Origin of the sequence: Halomonas sp. BN3-1, assembly GCF_003056325.1 — a bacterium.
Taxonomy (GTDB): domain Bacteria; phylum Pseudomonadota; class Gammaproteobacteria; order Pseudomonadales; family Halomonadaceae; genus Halomonas; species Halomonas litopenaei.
Genome location: NZ_PYVV01000002.1, coordinates 284,726 through 301,307, shown reverse-complemented (window position 1 = coordinate 301,307; position 16,582 = coordinate 284,726). Strand labels below are relative to the sequence as shown.

Sequence of the window (16,582 nt, the reverse complement as noted above, 5' to 3'; positions counted from 1 at the left end):
GAGCGTTATCGTTATCAGAACAGTTCAGCGTGACGGAAACCGAAGTCGATCATCTGCTCGCGTGAGACGGGCGAAAACACGTCCTTCATTCGATGCGCCGTCAAAGGCTGGCGCGGATCGAGCAAGGCGGTATAGCGATCGAAGCCGTCGCCCACCACCGCGAAGATGATATTGTTCCAGGCGGCCATGAATTCGTCCCGGGACATCACCCGGTTGCCCAACGCCGGATCACCGATATAGACGCGATCTGCGCTGGCCTTCTTCATGACCACGAAGTGTTTGTAGCCGTTGAGGTCCAGTAGGACGATCACCGGAATCGAGACGTCATCCAGGGTCTCGGCGTCGACTTCATAGCCACGCCCGCGCAGGCCGAGGGTCTCGACATAGTTCTTCAGATCCAACAGGGAGAAGCCCTGCTGCTGTACCAGCTCCAGGTCGGCTACCTCCAGCATCCCCGCCAGCACGTCGTGCTCGGTGGTGTCGGGACGTTGGTAGGCGTACTTGAGCAGGGTGGCCAGCGAAGCGGCACCACAGGAAAAGTCGGTGCGCTGCTCGACCAGATTTTCGTAGCGACGCTCACGGATGGACTGCACGTCCTTGTTGATCACCGTCCCCGGCACAATCCCTCCCAGGCGAATGGTGGCAGCCTGGGTGTTGCCGAGTGGTAGTGCGAGGCCGATGGCCAGTGCCGCGGCCAGCGGCCAGCGTGGCAGTGTCATGACCTGTCCCCCGTATCCAGAAGTGAGTGTCGTATTGGCCAGCTTCTTGGTGAGCTTTGGCGGTCGTGTCTTGTTGGAAAAATCCCCGGCCCAGAAGGGCCGGGGAAGTACCGATTGGATCGAGCGGATTACCGCGCTTCGCCGCTCACGCCACCGGTGTTGCTGGAATTCGCCATGCTGGAGGCAATCGACAGCGAGTTGCGCTGCATGTTGCCGGTGCCGGAGGCGATGTTGACGCCGATGTTGCCGGTGGCGCCGCGCAGGGCATTGCCGCCCAGTGTCGCGGCATTTTCCTGATAGACCAGCATCTGAGTGGTGTTGACGCTGCCGCCCACGGCGATACCACCCAGGGCGATGCTGCCACTCTCGGTGAAGCCAAGCTCACCGCCTTCCTCACCCTTGAAACGACCCTCGTTGCCGTCCGGCCCCTGGTCGTCGAAGTCAGCATGGCCCCACAGGGACTCGCCGCCGGGATGGCTGTCGCCGCCCTGCCAGATTTCCGGATAGACGTTGTTGGTCTGCTCCCAGTTGCCACCGTAAGTGCCGCTACCGCCGCCTTCGTATGAGCCACCCAAGGCCACACCTGCAACAAACGCAGAGGTATCGGTCAGCGTCACGACCTGACCCGCAGAGGTGGTGTTGTTGTTGTAGCTGGCCTGGACGCCGCCGGTGGTGGCATCGGCGCTGCCGCTGGCGGTATTGACCGCCGCCGCCAGGCTGTTGTGCTGGGCGTTGCCGATACCGGCCGCGACGTTGACACCCACGTTGCCGCTGGCGTTACGCAGGGCGTTGCCACCCATCAGGGCAGTGTTCGGGCTGCCGGTGATACCAGTCATGTTGTTGGAGTTGGACTGGAAGGAGAAGGAGGCCGCCTGGCCGAACACGGTGGCCGCGTCGGAAGACGACAGCGCGGCGTCGTTGGCCTGCTGGTTGTTGTCACCCGCGGCCACGTTGGCACCGATATTACCGGCGGCACCCTGCAGGGCATTGCCGCCCAGGGTCGCGTCATTGGTGGTCAGGTCTTGCGTGGCATAGTTGTTGTCGCTGAACTGCTTGCTGTCCACGGTGGCGCCGGAGTAGTTATCATCTGTAATCAGGGCTCCACCGAGTGCACCCAGCCGCTTGTAGGTGTGGGAATCGTTCTTGATATGAACGTCGTAGCGGTTGTTGACGTCGGAATCCATGTAGGAATCGGTGTCAAAGCTGTTGTCCGCCAGTGCCGCCGGTGCGACCAGAAGTGCAGAGATGGCCAGAGCGAGCGGTGCTTTTTCGAAAGTTTTCATGATCGTTCTCCTGAATGAACCGTACTGTCTTTTCACTGCTTTTATTGACGTCACTCGTTGTCTTCCACGCTTGCTCTATTGGTTGAAGCGATAGCTGAAGCTGTTGCGAGTGGCGTTCCCCGTGCCGGCTGACTGGTTGACCTGAATCACTCCTCTGGCGCCCCCGAAGGTACTCTCATCGATCTCGAGATTCCGGATGGCGCTGTCGGAGCCATTGCTGCTCGACCCATTCAGCCCCTGCCTTGGTGCCAGCACCTGTTGCAGACTGTCGTCGCTCAGGCCGCTGACCGTGCTCCCCAGAGCCATGCCGAAGCTGTTGCTCTGAAGGTTGCCTATCCCCGCCGCCTGGTTGACGGACATCCACCCGGAGGCTCCACTAAAGGCGCCCTCCCTGATGGCGGTGCCCACCTCCATGCCGGCGAGTCGTTCGTCGATGCGCACCTGCTGCACCAGACGATTGTTGATGGTGGCGCCGTCACCGATGGCCAGGGCGCCGCTGTTGGACTGCAGATTCTGGTTGCCCGCGGCCTGGTTGGCCGCCGCGACACCACTGACACCGCTGAGCGCCTGTCCGCTGATCACGCTGCTGCTGCGCAGGCCGCTCAGGTCCTGGCCCTGGGCCGGGTCCGGGCTCACCATCACCAGCCCGAAGGCGGCGGTGAGCACCAGGCTGCGAGTCAGCCGTACCGGCACGAATGAAGGCTTGAAGATCCGCATGATCAGCGCCTCCCGCCGGTCAGGGGCGCCAGCGCGCCGGTCACGGTATTGGCGATACCCGAGGTCGCCCCGATCACGCTGCCACCGGCTGCCGATCCGCCACCGACCGAGGTCGCTACCCGATTGCTGCTGCCCAGGGGTCCGGTGCCGAGATTGGCGCCGGTACCCAGGGCGCGGTGCATCTGACTCATGCCGCGGCCTACGCCGGCGGAGATACTGGCCGCCCGGGTGTCATCGAGCATGATCGCGGAGACCCCACCCATGCGGGTGTGAACGCTGCCGGTGGCGCTGCGCGCCATGTTGCTGCTGTGCATCAGGTCGGCACGCCCGCGAATCGGTCCGCTGTCACGATTGACATAGCCGAATGGCGCAGTCTCGACCTCCCGCAGCATGATGATCTCGCCGGGCTGGACGCCGGGGCGAAGATCGGCGCCGAGGCTCTGGTCGGTCCCCACACCGACCAGGCCCACCGCTACTACCGCTGCGGCCAGGGCCAGACGCCACTGGCACGTCACGGCGTTCCCGCTTCCCCCTTGCCCTTCTTTGTGCTTCAGGTGTCCCATGGTGATCACCAGTCCCGTTGCGTAGTGACGTTGGCGCTCTGACGGTTGTTCAGCCCGTTGGCTGCGCGATGGCTGCTGTCGTCGCCCCCGCCTCCGGCACCTCGTCCCGGCCGTTCGTCCCAGAGGATGACGCCGTCGGCGTCGATTCCCTGCTCCGGCACGAAGCGGCCTCGAATTGTGTCCAGCGCCCCGTCATTGACGAGGTGCTGCTCCCCGGGAGCGCCGAACACCTGCTGCTCGTCGAGCATCGCGGTGTCCGATCGGGCCGACATGGATCCGGTGGCGGCCAGCGCCACACCGATCGCGATGGACGCGCCAAGGACTAGGGTCCGGCTGTTTGCGATCGTCTGGTTCATGTCGGCGTCTCCTCGGGTCCTGTTCCCGTTGCAGTGCTTCTCCTGCACAAAGAACAGAGCAATCGCCGTGCCAACTTGTAATCTGCTGATTTATAGGCATTTTTATTTTTGTGCGAAATGAAGAGTGTTAAGCGGATGAAACAACGCACCTTCAGCCGATGAGGAAAAACAGCACAAAACATCGACAACTATCTGTTTTTTCATTGGTTTTCCAAAAAGTACCGTTACTGGTACAGCACAGAACTGAGCGATAGCGACAAACAGGCAAAGCGACGCTGACAGCCTGGCACTATCGTGCTGAAGGGCCCGCGAGGCGGGGGTTTCAGAAGAAACAGCAAAAAAATGTGGCAGGGTGTGTTCAAGGACGACATTCGCGTTACGAGGGAAGCCGGCACCTTGTACGGATGGGGGAGAAATGTCAGAAATCGCATGATTGAGCACAGTTAAACCTGACCCATCAACAAGCAATATACTGATATAAAAGGTGTTTTTTAGAAATTCACCACTTCAACACTGTCCTTCTGGCCAATGTTTCAACAAAGCAACACTTTTGCGCCAGGCCCATTTTTCGGCAGTACGAAGCATCAGCTTCGTCCGCATAGCGTCGAAATCTTGCCGCGATCTCTCAACGTCGATAATCGGATCCGGATGTCAGAACGCAGATACCAGGGTGATAGAAGGACCCAGATGCCAGGGCGATAGAAAGCCCCCAGATAGCAGAGCACTGGAACCTGGATGCAAAAAGCCCCGCTTGCAGCGGGGCTATCAAAGAGTGGTTTGCCGAGAGGTCATATAGCCGAGATGTCATATAGAGAGAAGAGAGCGCTGCGAGGAGAGACCTGCCGATAACGCCTCTTCACTATCGCTCGAACAGAATCGATGGCACCAGGCCGTCAGGAGAAGGCAGCCTCCTGGGGAGGCGTACGTGAAATACCGTGCTTGTCGAGCAACCGATAGATGGTCACCCGGGAGACGCCAAGTTCCTTGGCGGCGGCGTTGACCCGGTACTTGTTGCGCCCCAGCGCCGAGAGCAGCGCATCACGCTCGGCTTCCTCGCGAACCTCTTCAAGCGTTATCTGGTGGCGGTTCAAGCCACGCCGTTCGATGCCGAGGTCCTCGGGCTGGATCAGACGGTTTTCGCACATCACCATGGCCCGACGAACCCGATTGATCAGCTCGCGGACGTTGCCGGGCCAATGGTAGCGCTGCATCACCGACAGCGCCTCTCGGGAAAAGCCTTTCAGACAGGAGGCCTTCTCGCAGGAGAAGCGCTCGAAGAAGAAACGCGCCAGGATCTCGATATCTTCCGAGTGCTCGCGCAAGGCAGGTACCTGCACCTGGAGCACATTGAGTCGGTGATAGAGATCCTCCCGAAAGCGTCCCTCCTTCACCGCCAGCTCGAGATTGACGTGGGTCGCGGCGACGATACGCACGTCCACCGGAATATCCTCGAGCCCACCGACGCGCTGGATACAGCGCATCTCCAGAAAGCGCAGCAGGTTGACCTGAAGCTCCAGCGGCAGGTCGCCAATCTCGTCGAGAAACAGGGTGCCACCGTCGGCCGCCTCGATACGACCGATCTTGCGTTGCGAGGCACCGGTGAAGGCGCCCTTCTCGTGGCCGAACAGCTCTGACTGAATCAAATGCTCGGGCAGGGCGCCGCAGTTGATGGCGTGAAAGGGCTGGCGTGAACGCGTGGAGCGCTCGTGGATGGCCTGAGCCGTCAGCTCCTTGCCGGTACCGGACTCCCCGCTGATGAACACCGGAGCATCGACCACCGCCACCTTGCGGATGGTCTTGAACAGGTTCCACATCACCGGCGTCGTACCGACGAACTCGTACTCGCTGTCTTCGGCGGCGGCCGACATGCGCTGTTCTTCACGGTCGCGCTGCTGCAGCATCGACAGTTCCGCAGCGTGCTCCATCAGGATCGACAGGCGTAGCAGATCCACCTGGGGCGACACCAGCGAGTGGCTCAGGTGGGCCATGATGCGACGCATCTCGGGATCGTCACACTGATCCGAGGTGCCGACCGCGATCCAGGGCCTTTCGCTTTTCAGGATCAGCGGTTCCAGATGGCGCAGGTCCTGACAGGACAGGTCCTCCAGTACCATGATGCCGACCCGGCAAGGGTCATCAGGCTGCAAGCGGCAATCCGACAGCGGCGACACCAGCGGATGCATCTGCCAGCCACTCGACTGCAATCCCTCCAGCAGGTGGCCGGCACGACCACCGGGGTCGCCGATCCACCAACTGCAACGTTGCTTGACGTCCATCGCCTGTCCCCTGAACCCAACCGCCCGCAGACACCAGCAACGATCGGACTGTCGCGCCAACGCGACGACGAACCCGACCGCCCTCGATCTATCTGCGCCTGCGTAATGTAATCGTTATCTCACATGAGTATCGGTTGAATCATAGCACCGTATTACGCTCTACCTCGAAACGGTAGTCCACGGTGGGCCGCCGCCACATACAGTTCGAGCTGTCGGGCTTCCTCTTGACAAAATCGCGCTACCGCATCGTTGAGGCGGGGATCATTGACATGATGCAAGGACGTCAGCCGGCGGGGGACAAAGCCCCGAGACACCTTGTGCTCACCCTGGGTACCGGGGTCAAAGCAGTCGAGGCCTCGCGCCAGGCAGTGCTCGATACCCTGGTAGTAGCAGGCCTCGAAGTGCAAACAGTCGGCCAGCACCTCGCTGCCCCAGTAGCGACCGTAGAGGGTTCGGGTTCCCTGAAGGCAGAGCGCGGCGGCCACCGGGCGGCCTTCGACAAAAGCTTGAACAAGCACAAGGTTTTCCGGCATAAGACGGCGAAGCCGCTGAAAAAATACCTCGCTTAGATATCCTGTCGCACCTCTTTCGAGATAGGTGATGCGATAGCAGCGAAAGAAGTGGCGGATCGCCGCTTCGTCGATCTCGCTGCCCTCGAGGCGCCGCAGTTCGATGCCCTGGTCGGCGACACGGCGACGCTCGCGTCTTACTTCCTTGCGCCGTTTCGAGGTCATCGCCGCCAGGAATCCCTCGAAGTCGCCAAAGCCCTCGTCTCGCCATTGAAACTGCACGCCGCTTCGGGCGATCAGGCCCGGACAGGCCTGTCGCCAGGCGGCCACCTCCGAGTCCTCGGCAAACAGCAGATGCCAGCCCGATAGCCCGGGGTCGTCTTGCCACTGGCTCGCCAGCATGGCCATGACGGTCTGCTCGTCTTCACCTTCTGCCAGTGCCAGGCGCGGGCCTGGCGCCGGGGTGAAGGGGATCGCGCTCACCGCCTTGGGGTAGTAGCGCCCCCCGGCACGCTCCCAGGCATCCGCCCAGCTCCAGTCGAACACGTACTCGCCCCAGGAGTGCTCCTTGAGGTAGTACGGCAGCAGGCCTACCAGTCGCGCCCCTCGCCACAGCGTCAGATGTCGAGGCTGCCAACCGGTGCCCTCCCCCACCGCACCGGTGGCCTCCAGTGCATCGAGAAATTCGTGACGGGCAAAGGGATGGTCCGGGTCCACCAGGGCGTTCCAGTGCTCGGCCGGCACCTCGGCGACAGCCTCCAGGCACTTGACCGAAAGACCTTCCTCGGCGTGGCCGCCCTGTTCTTGCTGCGGGGATGATGGCGTCACAACCCACTCCTTGCGCTTTGCGATTCAGCCACAGAGTGCCAGACTTTGGAGGTGCTCGTCGCCGAGATCGTCGAAGGCGGCGACCACCGGCCACTCCCTGTAAAAAAACTACATATTCGACCAAAGCACTCGGTCAAGGGGGAGGAAATTGGCTTTTTATTTGGTAAAGTTACGTACCTGACCCGCATCAACACGTCTGAGGTTGACCATGGCTAGCCAGCAAGCTTCTTCGCTCGATCCCACCGTCGCCCGCGTCACCGAGCGCATCCGTGAGCGCTCCCGGCAAAGGCGCGCCCTCTACGAAGAGCGCATGGAGGCCCAGCATCGTCGCGGCGTCCATCGCTCCGAACTGTCCTGCGGCAACCTCGCCCACGGCTTTGCCGCGTGCGGCAGCGAGGACAAGAATCAGCTCAAGCTGATGAATAGCGCCAACCTTGGCATCATCTCGTCGTACAACGACATGCTGTCAGCGCACCAGCCGTTCGAGACCTTTCCCGAGGTGATTCGCGAAAGCGCCCGTCAGATGGGCTCTACCGCCCAGTTCGCCGGCGGTGTGCCGGCCATGTGCGACGGCGTCACCCAGGGCCAGCCGGGCATGGAGCTGTCGCTGTTCTCCCGCGACGTCATCGCCATGGCCACCGCCGTGGGCCTGTCGCACAACATGTTCGACGCCGCCCTCTATCTTGGCGTGTGCGACAAGATCGTGCCGGGCTTGTTCATCGGCGCGGCGCGCTTCGGCCACCTGCCGACTACCTTCATCCCGGCCGGGCCCATGCCCAGCGGCCTGCCCAACAAGGAAAAGGCCCGCGTCCGTCAGCTGTTCGCCGAGGGCAAGGTCGGCCGTGACGAGCTGCTGGAAGCCGAGTCCGAGAGCTACCACAGCCCCGGTACCTGCACCTTCTACGGCACCGCCAACTCCAACCAGCTGATGATGGAGTTCATGGGGCTGCACCTGCCGGGCGCTTCCTTCGTCAACCCCGGTACCGACATGCGCGAAGCGCTGACTCGCTTCGCCACCGAACAGACGATCCGTAATACCGAGCCCGGCGGCGACTACCGTCCGTTCTATCGCCAGATCGACGAGCGTGCCATCGTCAACGCCATGGTCGGCCTCTTGGCCTCCGGCGGCTCCACCAACCACACCATGCACCTGGTGGCCATGGCCGCGGCGGCGGGTATCACCATCAACTGGGATGACTTCTCGGAGCTGTCCTCCGCGGTGCCCAGCCTGACCCGGGTCTATCCCAACGGCCAGGCCGATATCAACCACTTCCAGGCCGCCGGCGGCATGAGCCTGTTGATCAGGGAGCTGCTCGGTGCGGGCCTGATCCACGGCGACATCCCGACGATATTCGGCACCGACCTGACCGCCTACACCCAGGAGCCCTTCCTCGAGGATGGCAAGCTGGTGTGGCGCGAAGGCCCCCTGGAAAGCCTCGACCCGGACGTGCTGCGCCCGGTATCCAACGCCTTTGCCGCCACCGGTGGCCTCAACGTGCTCGAGGGCAATCTCGGCCGTGGCGTCATCAAGGTGTCGGCGGTAGAGGCTCAGCACCGGGTCGTCGAGGCGCCGATCAAGATCTTCGAGGAACAGAACGACCTCAAGGCCGCCTTCGACGCCGGCGATCTCGACCGTGACGTCATCGTGGTGGTGCGCTTCCAGGGCCCCAAGGCCAATGGCATGCCCGAACTGCACAAGCTGACCCCCTACCTGGGCGTCCTGCAGGATCGCGGCTACAAGGTTGCCCTGGTCACCGACGGGCGCATGTCCGGTGCCTCGGGCAAGGTACCTGCGGCCATCCACATGACCCCGGAGGCGCTGGACGGTGGCCCGCTGGCCAGGCTGCGTGATGGCGATGTGGTGCGCCTGGACGCCGACAAGGGCGAGCTGTCTGTCGTGCTCAGCGACGCCGAATGGCGGGATCGTCCCAAGCGCGTGGCCGAACTGGATCACTACCATGTGGGTCTGGGTCGCGAGCTGTTCGGCGGCTACCGTCACCTGGCCATGGGCGCCGAGGAAGGCGCCGGCGTCTTCGGTGGCTTCGAGGCCGACGACCTCGAGCGCCAGCAGGGACAGATCCACGACGAGGACGCCTGAGTTCGCCCATGACACGCCAAGCGCTGATCGGGGACATCGGCGGCACCAACGCACGCTTCGCGCTGGTGTCGCCGGGCAAGACTGCCCCCCACGACATCCTGACCCTGCCCTGTGCCGGCTATCCCGGCGTGGTGGAAGCTGCCCGTGACTACCTCGAGCGGGTGGGCGCCAGCGGCGAGAAGGCCCCGCGGGAGGCGTGCCTGGCGTTCGCCTGTCCGGTGCACGCTGAACGGGTCAGCATGTCCAACAATCACTGGAGCTTTCTGAAGGGCGAGGTCAAGCGTGACCTTGCCCTGGATGACTTCAAGGTCATCAACGACTTCATGGCTCAGGCGCTCGGCGTCCCCCACGTCGATTCGCATGATCTGGTCAGCATCCAGACCGGCGAGGCCGAAGGGCACGCCGCTCGACTGGTCATCGGACCGGGCACTGGCCTCGGCATGGCTGGCCTCTTCCCGGCACGGCGCGCCTGGGTGCCACTGCCCAACGAGGGTGGCCATGCCAGCTTCGCGCCCACCGACGAACAGGAGCTCGAGATCTATCGACGCCTCCACCGTCGCTATGGCCGCGTCAGTGTGGAACGCATCCTGTGCGGCCAGGGACTGCTGGACCTTTATCGGGTACTGGCCGAGATCGATGGTCTGGAGGCCAGCGCCAGCACGCCGGCTCAGGTCACCGAGGCCGCCAACCGCGGCGACCCGCTGGGGCGTGATACCATTCTGCGCTTTCTCAAGATCCTCGGCGACGTGGCGGGCGACGCTGCGCTGACCCTGGGTGCGAGAGGCGGCGTCTACCTGTGTGGTGGCATCGTGCCACGGCTGATCGACTGGCTGCCTCACAGTGGGTTTCTCAGCGCCTTCTGCAACAAGGGAAGGATGCGCCCTTACAACGAAGCCATCTCCATCCAGGTGGTCACGGCCCCGTGGACGGGGCTGCTGGGCGCCGCCGAGGCGCTCCACAACGAGGAGGTCGAATGATTCCGGCAACGCTCAAGACACGTATCGACGAGGTAGAGGGCCAGGGGCACATCCACTGGGCCGGCCGCGACATCTGGGTGGCCAACGAGAGCTGGGGCCAGCTGGCGATCTCGTTGCAGGGCGCCCAGGTGCTTCACTTTCAACCTGCGTCCGACCCCACGCGAGCCGCAGGCGCTTCTCCCGCCAAAGCCACCGTCGATAGCGGTGCGGATGATCCGCTGGTGCCCGCTGGCTGGCTGTGGGTGACCCCAACGCCCCAGGACGTGCCGGGTGCGATTCGTGGCGGCATCCCCCTGTGCTGGCCGTGGTTCGCCGACGAGAACACCGCCGACGAGTCCCCCGACCGCTCCGGCCCGATGCACGGCCCGGCGCGCAAGGCCGACTGGCAACTGGACGCGGTGGACGAGCACGAAGACGGCGTCGAGGTGCACCTGTCACTGCCACAGCGCCTGCACAGCCAGTTGCATCCCCGTGCGGTGGTCCAGGCCAACGCCCAGCGTCTGCACGTGGAGCTAATCACCGAGCACCTGGGCGAGACGCCGGTGAAGATGACCGCCGCCCTGCACAGCTATCTGGCGGTGGATCAGGTCTTCGCCTGCCGCGTCGAAGGCCTCGTCGGGGCCCGCTACCTGGACAAGCTCAAGGGCTTCGCCGAGAGCGAGCAGGTGGGTGAGCTCGGGGTCCGTGAAGGCGTCGATCGCATCTATCATTCCAACGCCGAGGTGGTGCTCGATGACGGCCAGCGCCGCCTGCGAGTGGCTCGCCAGAACAGCGACTCGGTGGTGGTGTGGAATCCCGGCGAGACACCCAACCCGGACACCCCGCTGGACGCCGCCCGCCGTTTTCTGTGCGTCGAGTCCGCCAACACCCGCCTCGATCCGGTGTGGCTGGTACCCGGCGCCCAGCATATGCTCGGCACCACCCTGTCGCTGGCCGACAACCACTGATCGACGAGGAATCCCGCCATGACCCCCGTGATCGCCTTTGGTGAAGCCCTGGTCGATATGCTCTCCAGCCATCTCGGTGATGCCGCCGAGGGACCAGAGACCTTCACCCCCTACGCCGGTGGCGCGCCGGCCAACGTGGCCGTGGCCTGTGCGCGACTGGGTCTGACCAGTCGCTTTCTCGGCATGCTGGGCGACGACCACTTCGGCGACTTCCTGGCCCGTGAGCTCGAGCACCACGGCGTCGACGTCTCCGGCGTGTCGCGCACCCGCGAGGCCCGCACCGCCCTTGCCTTCGTCTCCCGCGACGCAGACGGCGAGCGCACCTTCGACTTCTATCGTCCTCCCGCCGCCGACCTGTTGTATCGCACCGAGCATCTGCCCCATGGGGTGTTCAGCGAGCCCGCCATCGTCCACCTGTGCAGCAACAGCCTTACGGACGATGCCATCGCCGCTACCTCCCTGGCGATCACCGAGATGGCCTCCCGGGCAGGCTGTCTGGTCAGCGTCGATGCCAACCTGCGTCACAACCTCTGGCCCGAGCACAGCATCGACGTCGGCCTGGTCACCCGCCTGCTCGACCAGGCCGACCTGATCAAGCTGTCCACCGATGAACTCGACGCCCTGCGGGGTGACCACCCGCGTGACGACTGGCTGGCCGAACGCCTGGCCGCCGGTGCTCGCCTGATCGTGATCACCGATGGTCCCGGTGCGGTCGCCGCCCACACCACCCAGGGCGTCAAGCGCATGACACCGCCGCCGGTCAAGGCGGTCGATACCACCGCCGGTGGCGATGCCTTTATCGGCGGTCTGCTAGCGGCGCTGGCCGACCACGACTGGCAGCGCCCCAACTGGCAGCACGACGAGGCCTTCCTCGAACGCGCCCTGACCCTGGCCTGTCGCTGCGGCGCCCACGCGGTGACGCGCCCCGGCGCCTACGCGGCCCTGCCGCGCCGCGAAGACGTGATCGACAGCTGACATCACGACAACCTCGGGTGACCCGAAAGTCCCCCGCCGCCATGCCAGGGCCTATCGCCTCCCCGCCCTGGCATGGCGCCAGCGATTGACCAGCCTGTGGACGATCAGCGGCAGAAAGATGGCAGCCACCGCGCAGCCCTGGAACCAGGCCAGACGATAAGGGTGCGCCCATGCGCCCGAGTGTCCAGTCAGGATCCCCGTGAAGGTCAGCACGATGGCCGCGGTGATCGTTGCCGCCAACCACTCGAGCCTGACCCAGCGCCGCGACCAGCGGTACACCACGACTCCTTCGACCAGCGACAGCAACACAACCCCCCACGAGTAGTAGCCCAGGGTCATCCCCCAGGACACACCACCCCGGTACTCCCTGCCCAGGACATCGGCGATCTCATGACCGACGCTGTACCCCACCACCAGAAGCAGAAAGCGCAATCCTGGTAGTCCAAGCACGCGGTAAAGCAATCCTAGGTTCATTGACGGCCTATTCCATCACTGCGTTGACGGCTTGGGTCAGGCCAGGTCCCTGGCCTCCACCAGATGCCTTCCGGCAGGCGCGCTGATGGCGCCCTGCACCAGCGCCTCGGCGATGCGGGCCACCGGACTGGGACGCCACTGGCGTGGCAGCAGCGGACGCAGACCGCGAGAAAGCGCGAGCCCCAGGCGCTCGGCGTGGCGCACCTCGGCGCGCTCGCCGTCGATCAGGCCCGGCCTGACCAGAGTCAGGCTCGGGTAGTCGAGTTTGGTCATTGCGGCTTCCAGTTCGCCCTTGACCCGGGAATAGAAGAAGCGTGAGCCGCGATCGGCGCCCAGTGCCGAGTTCAAGGCAAAACGCGCGGCACCGGCGGCTCTGGCGTGGCGGGCAAACCACAGCGGCAACTCGAGATCCACACGTCGAAAGGCCTCTCGCGAGCCGGCGGCCTTGAGGGTGGTACCCAGTGCGCAGATCACGCCATCCGCCTTCCACCACTCGTCATTCCCCGCCGGCGCCGGTGCATCACCTCGTCCAGTCTTGTCCGGTCGCAGTGACTCCAGATCGGCGAAATCGACGACCGGGGCGGCTAGCCTTGGGTGCGCCAGCGTCAGCGGTCGGCGCACCGGTGCCCGCACCTCGGTGACGTCGGGATGGGCCAATGCCTGGCGCAGCACCTCACTACCCACCAACCCCGTCGCGCCCAGTATCAACAGTTTCATAGGTTTTTCTCCGCTCGCTCAGGCAACCATCATCCCATGGCGGCGGATAAAAAAAATCCGGCCAGAGGCCGGATCAAGGACAGCACCAGCTGTCGAGAGAGCACATGGATAGGCATGACGCCCTTCCGGTGCAGAGAGCTCAGGTGTCACGACGAAGCGGCCAGCGCCGCTTCGTCATCGAGCATTCGGTGATGGCTTCAGTGATGGAAACGGTCCGCGGCTTCCTTGGCCAGGGCGCGGATGGCGTCCCAGTCACCGGCGTCGACCAGCGACTTCGGGGTCAGCCAGGAGCCGCCCACGCACATGACGTTAGGCAGCGCCAGGTACTCGGAGGCGTTGCCCAGGTTGATGCCGCCGGTGGGGCAGAAGCGAGCCTCGCCGATGGGGCCGGCGAAGGCCTTGAGCGCCTTGACGCCACCGCTGGCTTCGGCCGGGAAGAACTTGAAGCGACGATAGCCGTACTGCCAGCCGGTCATCAGCTCGGAGATGGTGGCCACCCCCGGCAACATCGGCACCGGGCTCTCGACGCCGTAACGGTAAAGCGCCTCGGTGGCGCCCGGGGTCACCACGAAGTCGGCACCGGCCTGCTCGACCTGACGATACTGGGCAGGTGTCAGCACGGTACCGGCGGCGATGCTGGCCTGGGGCAGCTCCTTCTTCAGCCGGGCGATGGCCTCGATCGCGCAGTCGGTGCGCAGGGTCACCTCGAGCACGCTGAGACCACCTTCGACCAGGGCGCGGCCCATGGGCACGGCGTCCTCGATGCGATCGATGACGATCACCGGGATCACCTCGGCCTTCAGGCAGATGCTGTCGAGCTCGGTGGTGCGGGTAGACGGAAGCTGTTTTTCAATGGTCATGAGCGTGGCTCCAGGAAATCAGGGCGCCCAGTAGACGGCCAGCGGGCAGCTAAGAAAGGCACGAATGGGCAGTTCACGTACGTTGTCACCGGCCATGGCGCTTCCCAGCACGGCGCGCTTGTCGTCACCGGTCAGGTGCAGGTAATGGCGGCGGGCATGGTGCAGGCGCTCGGCGCTCAGGGTAATGCGCGCCTGGGGCTGGCTCGGTGTGCGCACCGCCACCACATGGGCATCGGTGCTCAGTGCCAGGTCCAGTTCGCGACTGTCAGGAAAAAGTGAGGCGGTATGGCCATCGCCGCCCATCCCCAGGATGACTACCGATGCCGGCCAGGACAGGCCCATCAGTCGCTGGGCGACCTCGTCGGTGCCTTCCTCGGGGGTATCGTGTTCGGTGGTGAGCGGGACAAAGGTGGCTGCCTCGGCCCGGTTGATCAGCAGGTGCTTCCTGACCAGCCGGGCGTTGGAATCGTCGGCCTCGGCAGCGACCCAGCGCTCGTCGGCCAGGGTCACGTCGACCCGATCCCAGGGCAGTGTTTCCTGGGACAGTGCCTCGAAGAACGGCACCGGGGTGGAGCCGCCGGACACGATCAGCAGGGCGCGATCCTGGGACGACAGATCCTCGCGCAGTGCCGTGGCCACGGTCTGCGCCAACTGGTGCGCCAGTTGCTCCCGAGGAGACGGAGAAAGTTGCTCGCTGCTCATGTCAGTAGTCCTCGTACCAGCTGCGTCCGTCCTGGGTGATCATGGCGATGGAGGCCACCGGTCCCCAGGAGCCTGCCGGATAGCGGCGCGGCGGCTCGTCACGATCCTGCCAGGTAGCGATCAGCTCGTCGCACCAGTGCCAGGCATGCTCGACCTCGTCACGGCGAACGAACAGGTACTGCTGGCCCTTCATGACTTCGAGCAGCAGACGCTCGTAGGCGTCGGGGATACGTGCCTTGGGGAAGGCGCTGTTGAAGTCCAGGTGCAGCGGGCCACGGCGCAGGCGCATGCCCTTGTCGAGACCACTGTCCTTGGTCAGCACCTCGAGGCGGATACCTTCCTCTGGCTGCAGCCGGATGATCAGCTTGTTGGCGGCCAGCGCCCGCTGATCCGGATCGAAGATATAGTGCGGCTGCTGGCGGAAGTGGATCACGATCTGCGACAGCTTCTCGGGCATGCGCTTGCCGGTACGCAGGTAGAAGGGCACGCCGGCCCAGCGCCAGTTGGACACCTCGGTCTTCATCGCCACGAAGGTCTCGGTATGGCTGCGGGTATTGGCGCCTTCTTCCTCGAGATAGCCGGGTACACTGGTGCCATCGCTGGTGCCGGCGGTGTACTGTCCGCGCACCACGTCACGTCCGATCATGTCGTCGGTGAACGGCTTGAGCGCCTTGAGCACCTTGACCTTCTCGTCGCGGATGGCGTCGGCGTCGAGGTTGGCCGGCGGGTCCATGGCGATCAGGCAGACCAGCTGCAGCAGGTGGTTCTGGACCATGTCCCTGAGCTGGCCAGCCTCGTCGAAGTAGCCCCAGCGGCCCTCGATGCCGACCTTCTCGGCCACCGTGATCTCCACGTGGGAAATATGGTTCTGGTTCCACTGGGTTCCGAACAACGGATTGGCAAAGCGCAGCGCGATCAGGTTCTGCACCGTCTCCTTGCCCAGGTAGTGGTCGATACGATAGACCCGTGACTCGGGGAACACCGCCCCCACCGCATCGTTGACCTCCCGCGACGACGCCAGGTCGTAGCCGATCGGCTTCTCCACCACCACGCGGCTTTGCTCGTCCAGGCTGCCACTGGCCTCGAGGTGGCGGCAGATATCGCCATACAGGCTCGCCCCCACCGCCAGATAGACCACCAACGGGCGCTGTTGACCGCCCTGCTCACGCCACTCTGCGATGGCGCCATAGCCTTCCACCGTGGTGAAGTCCACCGACAGGAAGGACAGGCGATCGAGGAAACGGGCGACCACCTTGTCATCGAGCTCGCTCGACTTGACGTATTCCTTCAAGGAACCATGGATGCGCTCGCGGAAGGCCTCCTGGTCGATGTCCTGACGCGCCAGGCCCAAAAGCCGGGTGTCGTCATGCAAGAGTCCCTCGCGGTCCAACTGGTAGAGCGCCGGGAACAGCTTGCGGCGAGACAGGTCGCCCAGGGCGCCGAACAACGCCAGATCGATGTCGGTACGCTCGGCGTCACCGGATCGGGTGTGTCGTGTCATAACCGTCCTCGTTTGGTGGTAGACCCCTGGATATCGCAGAAGGCTATCGAGCGAGATGTGTCCTGCTTACCGTCAGGGTA

General features: G+C 64.2%; 16 protein-coding genes. 4 read left to right on the top strand and 12 right to left on the bottom strand.

Annotated features, from left to right (window positions below; all coding sequences use genetic code 11):
* Window positions 1-14: 14 nt before the first annotated feature.
* The 7 genes from C9F12_RS04720 to C9F12_RS04690 all read right to left on the bottom strand — a co-directional run bounded on the left by C9F12_RS04720 (window position 15) and on the right by C9F12_RS04690 (window position 7,185).
* A complete protein-coding gene (locus C9F12_RS04720; protein WP_108131380.1) occupies window positions 15-719 on the bottom strand; it encodes a C39 family peptidase in 705 nt (234 codons plus the stop codon).
* A 128-nt stretch (window positions 720-847) separates the two neighbouring features.
* Window positions 848-2,002 (bottom strand): hypothetical protein, encoded by a 1,155-nt coding sequence (locus C9F12_RS04715; RefSeq protein WP_108448138.1) that lies wholly within the window; start codon window positions 2,000-2,002, stop codon window positions 848-850.
* Window positions 2,003-2,077: 75 nt separating this feature from the next.
* Entirely contained in the window at window positions 2,078-2,719 is a 642-nt protein-coding gene (locus C9F12_RS04710) for a hypothetical protein (RefSeq protein WP_045991028.1), read from the bottom strand.
* A gap of 2 nt (window positions 2,720-2,721) precedes the next feature.
* Entirely contained in the window at window positions 2,722-3,234 is a 513-nt protein-coding gene (locus tag C9F12_RS04705; RefSeq protein ID WP_108448137.1) for a hypothetical protein, read from the bottom strand.
* A 53-nt stretch (window positions 3,235-3,287) separates the two neighbouring features.
* Window positions 3,288-3,638, bottom strand: coding sequence for a hypothetical protein (locus C9F12_RS04700; protein WP_045991026.1), 351 nt, complete (start codon window positions 3,636-3,638; stop codon window positions 3,288-3,290).
* Between the two features lie 893 nt (window positions 3,639-4,531).
* Window positions 4,532-5,914: a sigma-54 dependent transcriptional regulator gene (locus C9F12_RS04695; RefSeq protein ID WP_231498460.1), complete on the bottom strand. Its 1,383-nt coding sequence runs from the start codon at window positions 5,912-5,914 to the stop codon at window positions 4,532-4,534.
* A gap of 152 nt (window positions 5,915-6,066) precedes the next feature.
* Window positions 6,067-7,185 carry a GNAT family N-acetyltransferase gene (locus C9F12_RS04690; protein ID WP_108448197.1) on the bottom strand — a complete coding sequence of 373 codons (1,119 nt, stop codon included), beginning with the start codon at window positions 7,183-7,185 and terminating at the stop codon, window positions 6,067-6,069.
* A 274-nt stretch (window positions 7,186-7,459) separates the two neighbouring features.
* Between C9F12_RS04690 and edd the strand changes: the two genes are divergently transcribed.
* Genes edd through C9F12_RS04670 form a run of 4 tightly spaced genes read left to right on the top strand, consistent with a single transcriptional unit; the run spans window position 7,460 to window position 12,248 of the window.
* Window positions 7,460-9,349 carry a phosphogluconate dehydratase gene (edd, locus tag C9F12_RS04685; RefSeq protein ID WP_045991024.1) on the top strand — a complete coding sequence of 630 codons (1,890 nt, stop codon included), beginning with the start codon at window positions 7,460-7,462 and terminating at the stop codon, window positions 9,347-9,349.
* 8 nt (window positions 9,350-9,357) lie between these two features.
* Window positions 9,358-10,326 (top strand): glucokinase, encoded by a 969-nt coding sequence (gene glk, locus C9F12_RS04680; protein ID WP_108448136.1) that lies wholly within the window; start codon window positions 9,358-9,360, stop codon window positions 10,324-10,326.
* The gene (locus C9F12_RS04675) at window positions 10,323-11,273 is read left to right on the top strand and encodes a D-hexose-6-phosphate mutarotase (RefSeq protein WP_108448135.1); all 951 of its coding nucleotides are present in this window, start codon (window positions 10,323-10,325) and stop codon (window positions 11,271-11,273) included. The genes glk and C9F12_RS04675 overlap by 4 nt, the downstream gene beginning before the upstream one ends.
* An 18-nt stretch (window positions 11,274-11,291) precedes the next feature.
* Window positions 11,292-12,248 carry a carbohydrate kinase gene (locus C9F12_RS04670; protein ID WP_108448134.1) on the top strand — a complete coding sequence of 319 codons (957 nt, stop codon included), beginning with the start codon at window positions 11,292-11,294 and terminating at the stop codon, window positions 12,246-12,248.
* A gap of 51 nt (window positions 12,249-12,299) precedes the next feature.
* Here the strand turns inward: C9F12_RS04670 and C9F12_RS04665 are convergent, their stop codons facing one another.
* The 5 genes from C9F12_RS04665 to zwf all read right to left on the bottom strand — a co-directional run bounded on the left by C9F12_RS04665 (window position 12,300) and on the right by zwf (window position 16,502).
* Window positions 12,300-12,722 (bottom strand): hypothetical protein, encoded by a 423-nt coding sequence (locus tag C9F12_RS04665; RefSeq protein WP_108448133.1) that lies wholly within the window; start codon window positions 12,720-12,722, stop codon window positions 12,300-12,302.
* A gap of 36 nt (window positions 12,723-12,758) precedes the next feature.
* Window positions 12,759-13,439, bottom strand: a complete 681-nt coding sequence (locus tag C9F12_RS04660; RefSeq protein ID WP_108448132.1) for an NAD(P)H-binding protein — start codon at window positions 13,437-13,439, stop codon at window positions 12,759-12,761.
* 197 nt (window positions 13,440-13,636) lie between these two features.
* Window positions 13,637-14,299, bottom strand: a complete 663-nt coding sequence (locus tag C9F12_RS04655; protein WP_045991018.1) for a bifunctional 4-hydroxy-2-oxoglutarate aldolase/2-dehydro-3-deoxy-phosphogluconate aldolase — start codon at window positions 14,297-14,299, stop codon at window positions 13,637-13,639.
* 18 nt (window positions 14,300-14,317) lie between these two features.
* Window positions 14,318-15,001 (bottom strand): 6-phosphogluconolactonase, encoded by a 684-nt coding sequence (pgl, locus tag C9F12_RS04650; RefSeq protein WP_108448131.1) that lies wholly within the window; start codon window positions 14,999-15,001, stop codon window positions 14,318-14,320.
* A 1-nt stretch (window position 15,002) separates the two neighbouring features.
* Complete coding sequence (zwf, locus tag C9F12_RS04645) at window positions 15,003-16,502, bottom strand: glucose-6-phosphate dehydrogenase (RefSeq protein WP_108448130.1); 1,500 nt, start codon at window positions 16,500-16,502, stop codon at window positions 15,003-15,005.
* Window positions 16,503-16,582 lie beyond the last annotated feature (80 nt).

Bases quoted from the DNA above. Each gene is read 5' to 3' on its own strand.
- glk (WP_108448136.1), top strand. From the start codon at position 9,358: ATGACACGCCAAGCGCTGATCGGGGACATCGGCGGCACCAACGCACGC.
- C9F12_RS04660 (WP_108448132.1), bottom strand. From the start codon at position 13,439: ATGAAACTGTTGATACTGGGCGCGACGGGGTTGGTGGGTAGTGAGGTG.
- C9F12_RS04655 (WP_045991018.1), bottom strand. From the start codon at position 14,299: ATGACCATTGAAAAACAGCTTCCGTCTACCCGCACCACCGAGCTCGAC.
- C9F12_RS04720 (WP_108131380.1), bottom strand. From the start codon at position 719: ATGACACTGCCACGCTGGCCGCTGGCCGCGGCACTGGCCATCGGCCTC.
- C9F12_RS04710 (WP_045991028.1), bottom strand. From the start codon at position 2,719: ATGCGGATCTTCAAGCCTTCATTCGTGCCGGTACGGCTGACTCGCAGC.
- edd (WP_045991024.1), top strand. From the start codon at position 7,460: ATGGCTAGCCAGCAAGCTTCTTCGCTCGATCCCACCGTCGCCCGCGTC.
- pgl (WP_108448131.1), bottom strand. From the start codon at position 15,001: ATGAGCAGCGAGCAACTTTCTCCGTCTCCTCGGGAGCAACTGGCGCAC.
- C9F12_RS04670 (WP_108448134.1), top strand. From the start codon at position 11,292: ATGACCCCCGTGATCGCCTTTGGTGAAGCCCTGGTCGATATGCTCTCC.
- C9F12_RS04715 (WP_108448138.1), bottom strand. From the start codon at position 2,002: ATGAAAACTTTCGAAAAAGCACCGCTCGCTCTGGCCATCTCTGCACTT.
- C9F12_RS04675 (WP_108448135.1), top strand. From the start codon at position 10,323: ATGATTCCGGCAACGCTCAAGACACGTATCGACGAGGTAGAGGGCCAG.
- zwf (WP_108448130.1), bottom strand. From the start codon at position 16,502: ATGACACGACACACCCGATCCGGTGACGCCGAGCGTACCGACATCGAT.
- C9F12_RS04695 (WP_231498460.1), bottom strand. From the start codon at position 5,914: ATGGACGTCAAGCAACGTTGCAGTTGGTGGATCGGCGACCCCGGTGGT.
- C9F12_RS04665 (WP_108448133.1), bottom strand. From the start codon at position 12,722: ATGAACCTAGGATTGCTTTACCGCGTGCTTGGACTACCAGGATTGCGC.
- C9F12_RS04700 (WP_045991026.1), bottom strand. From the start codon at position 3,638: ATGAACCAGACGATCGCAAACAGCCGGACCCTAGTCCTTGGCGCGTCC.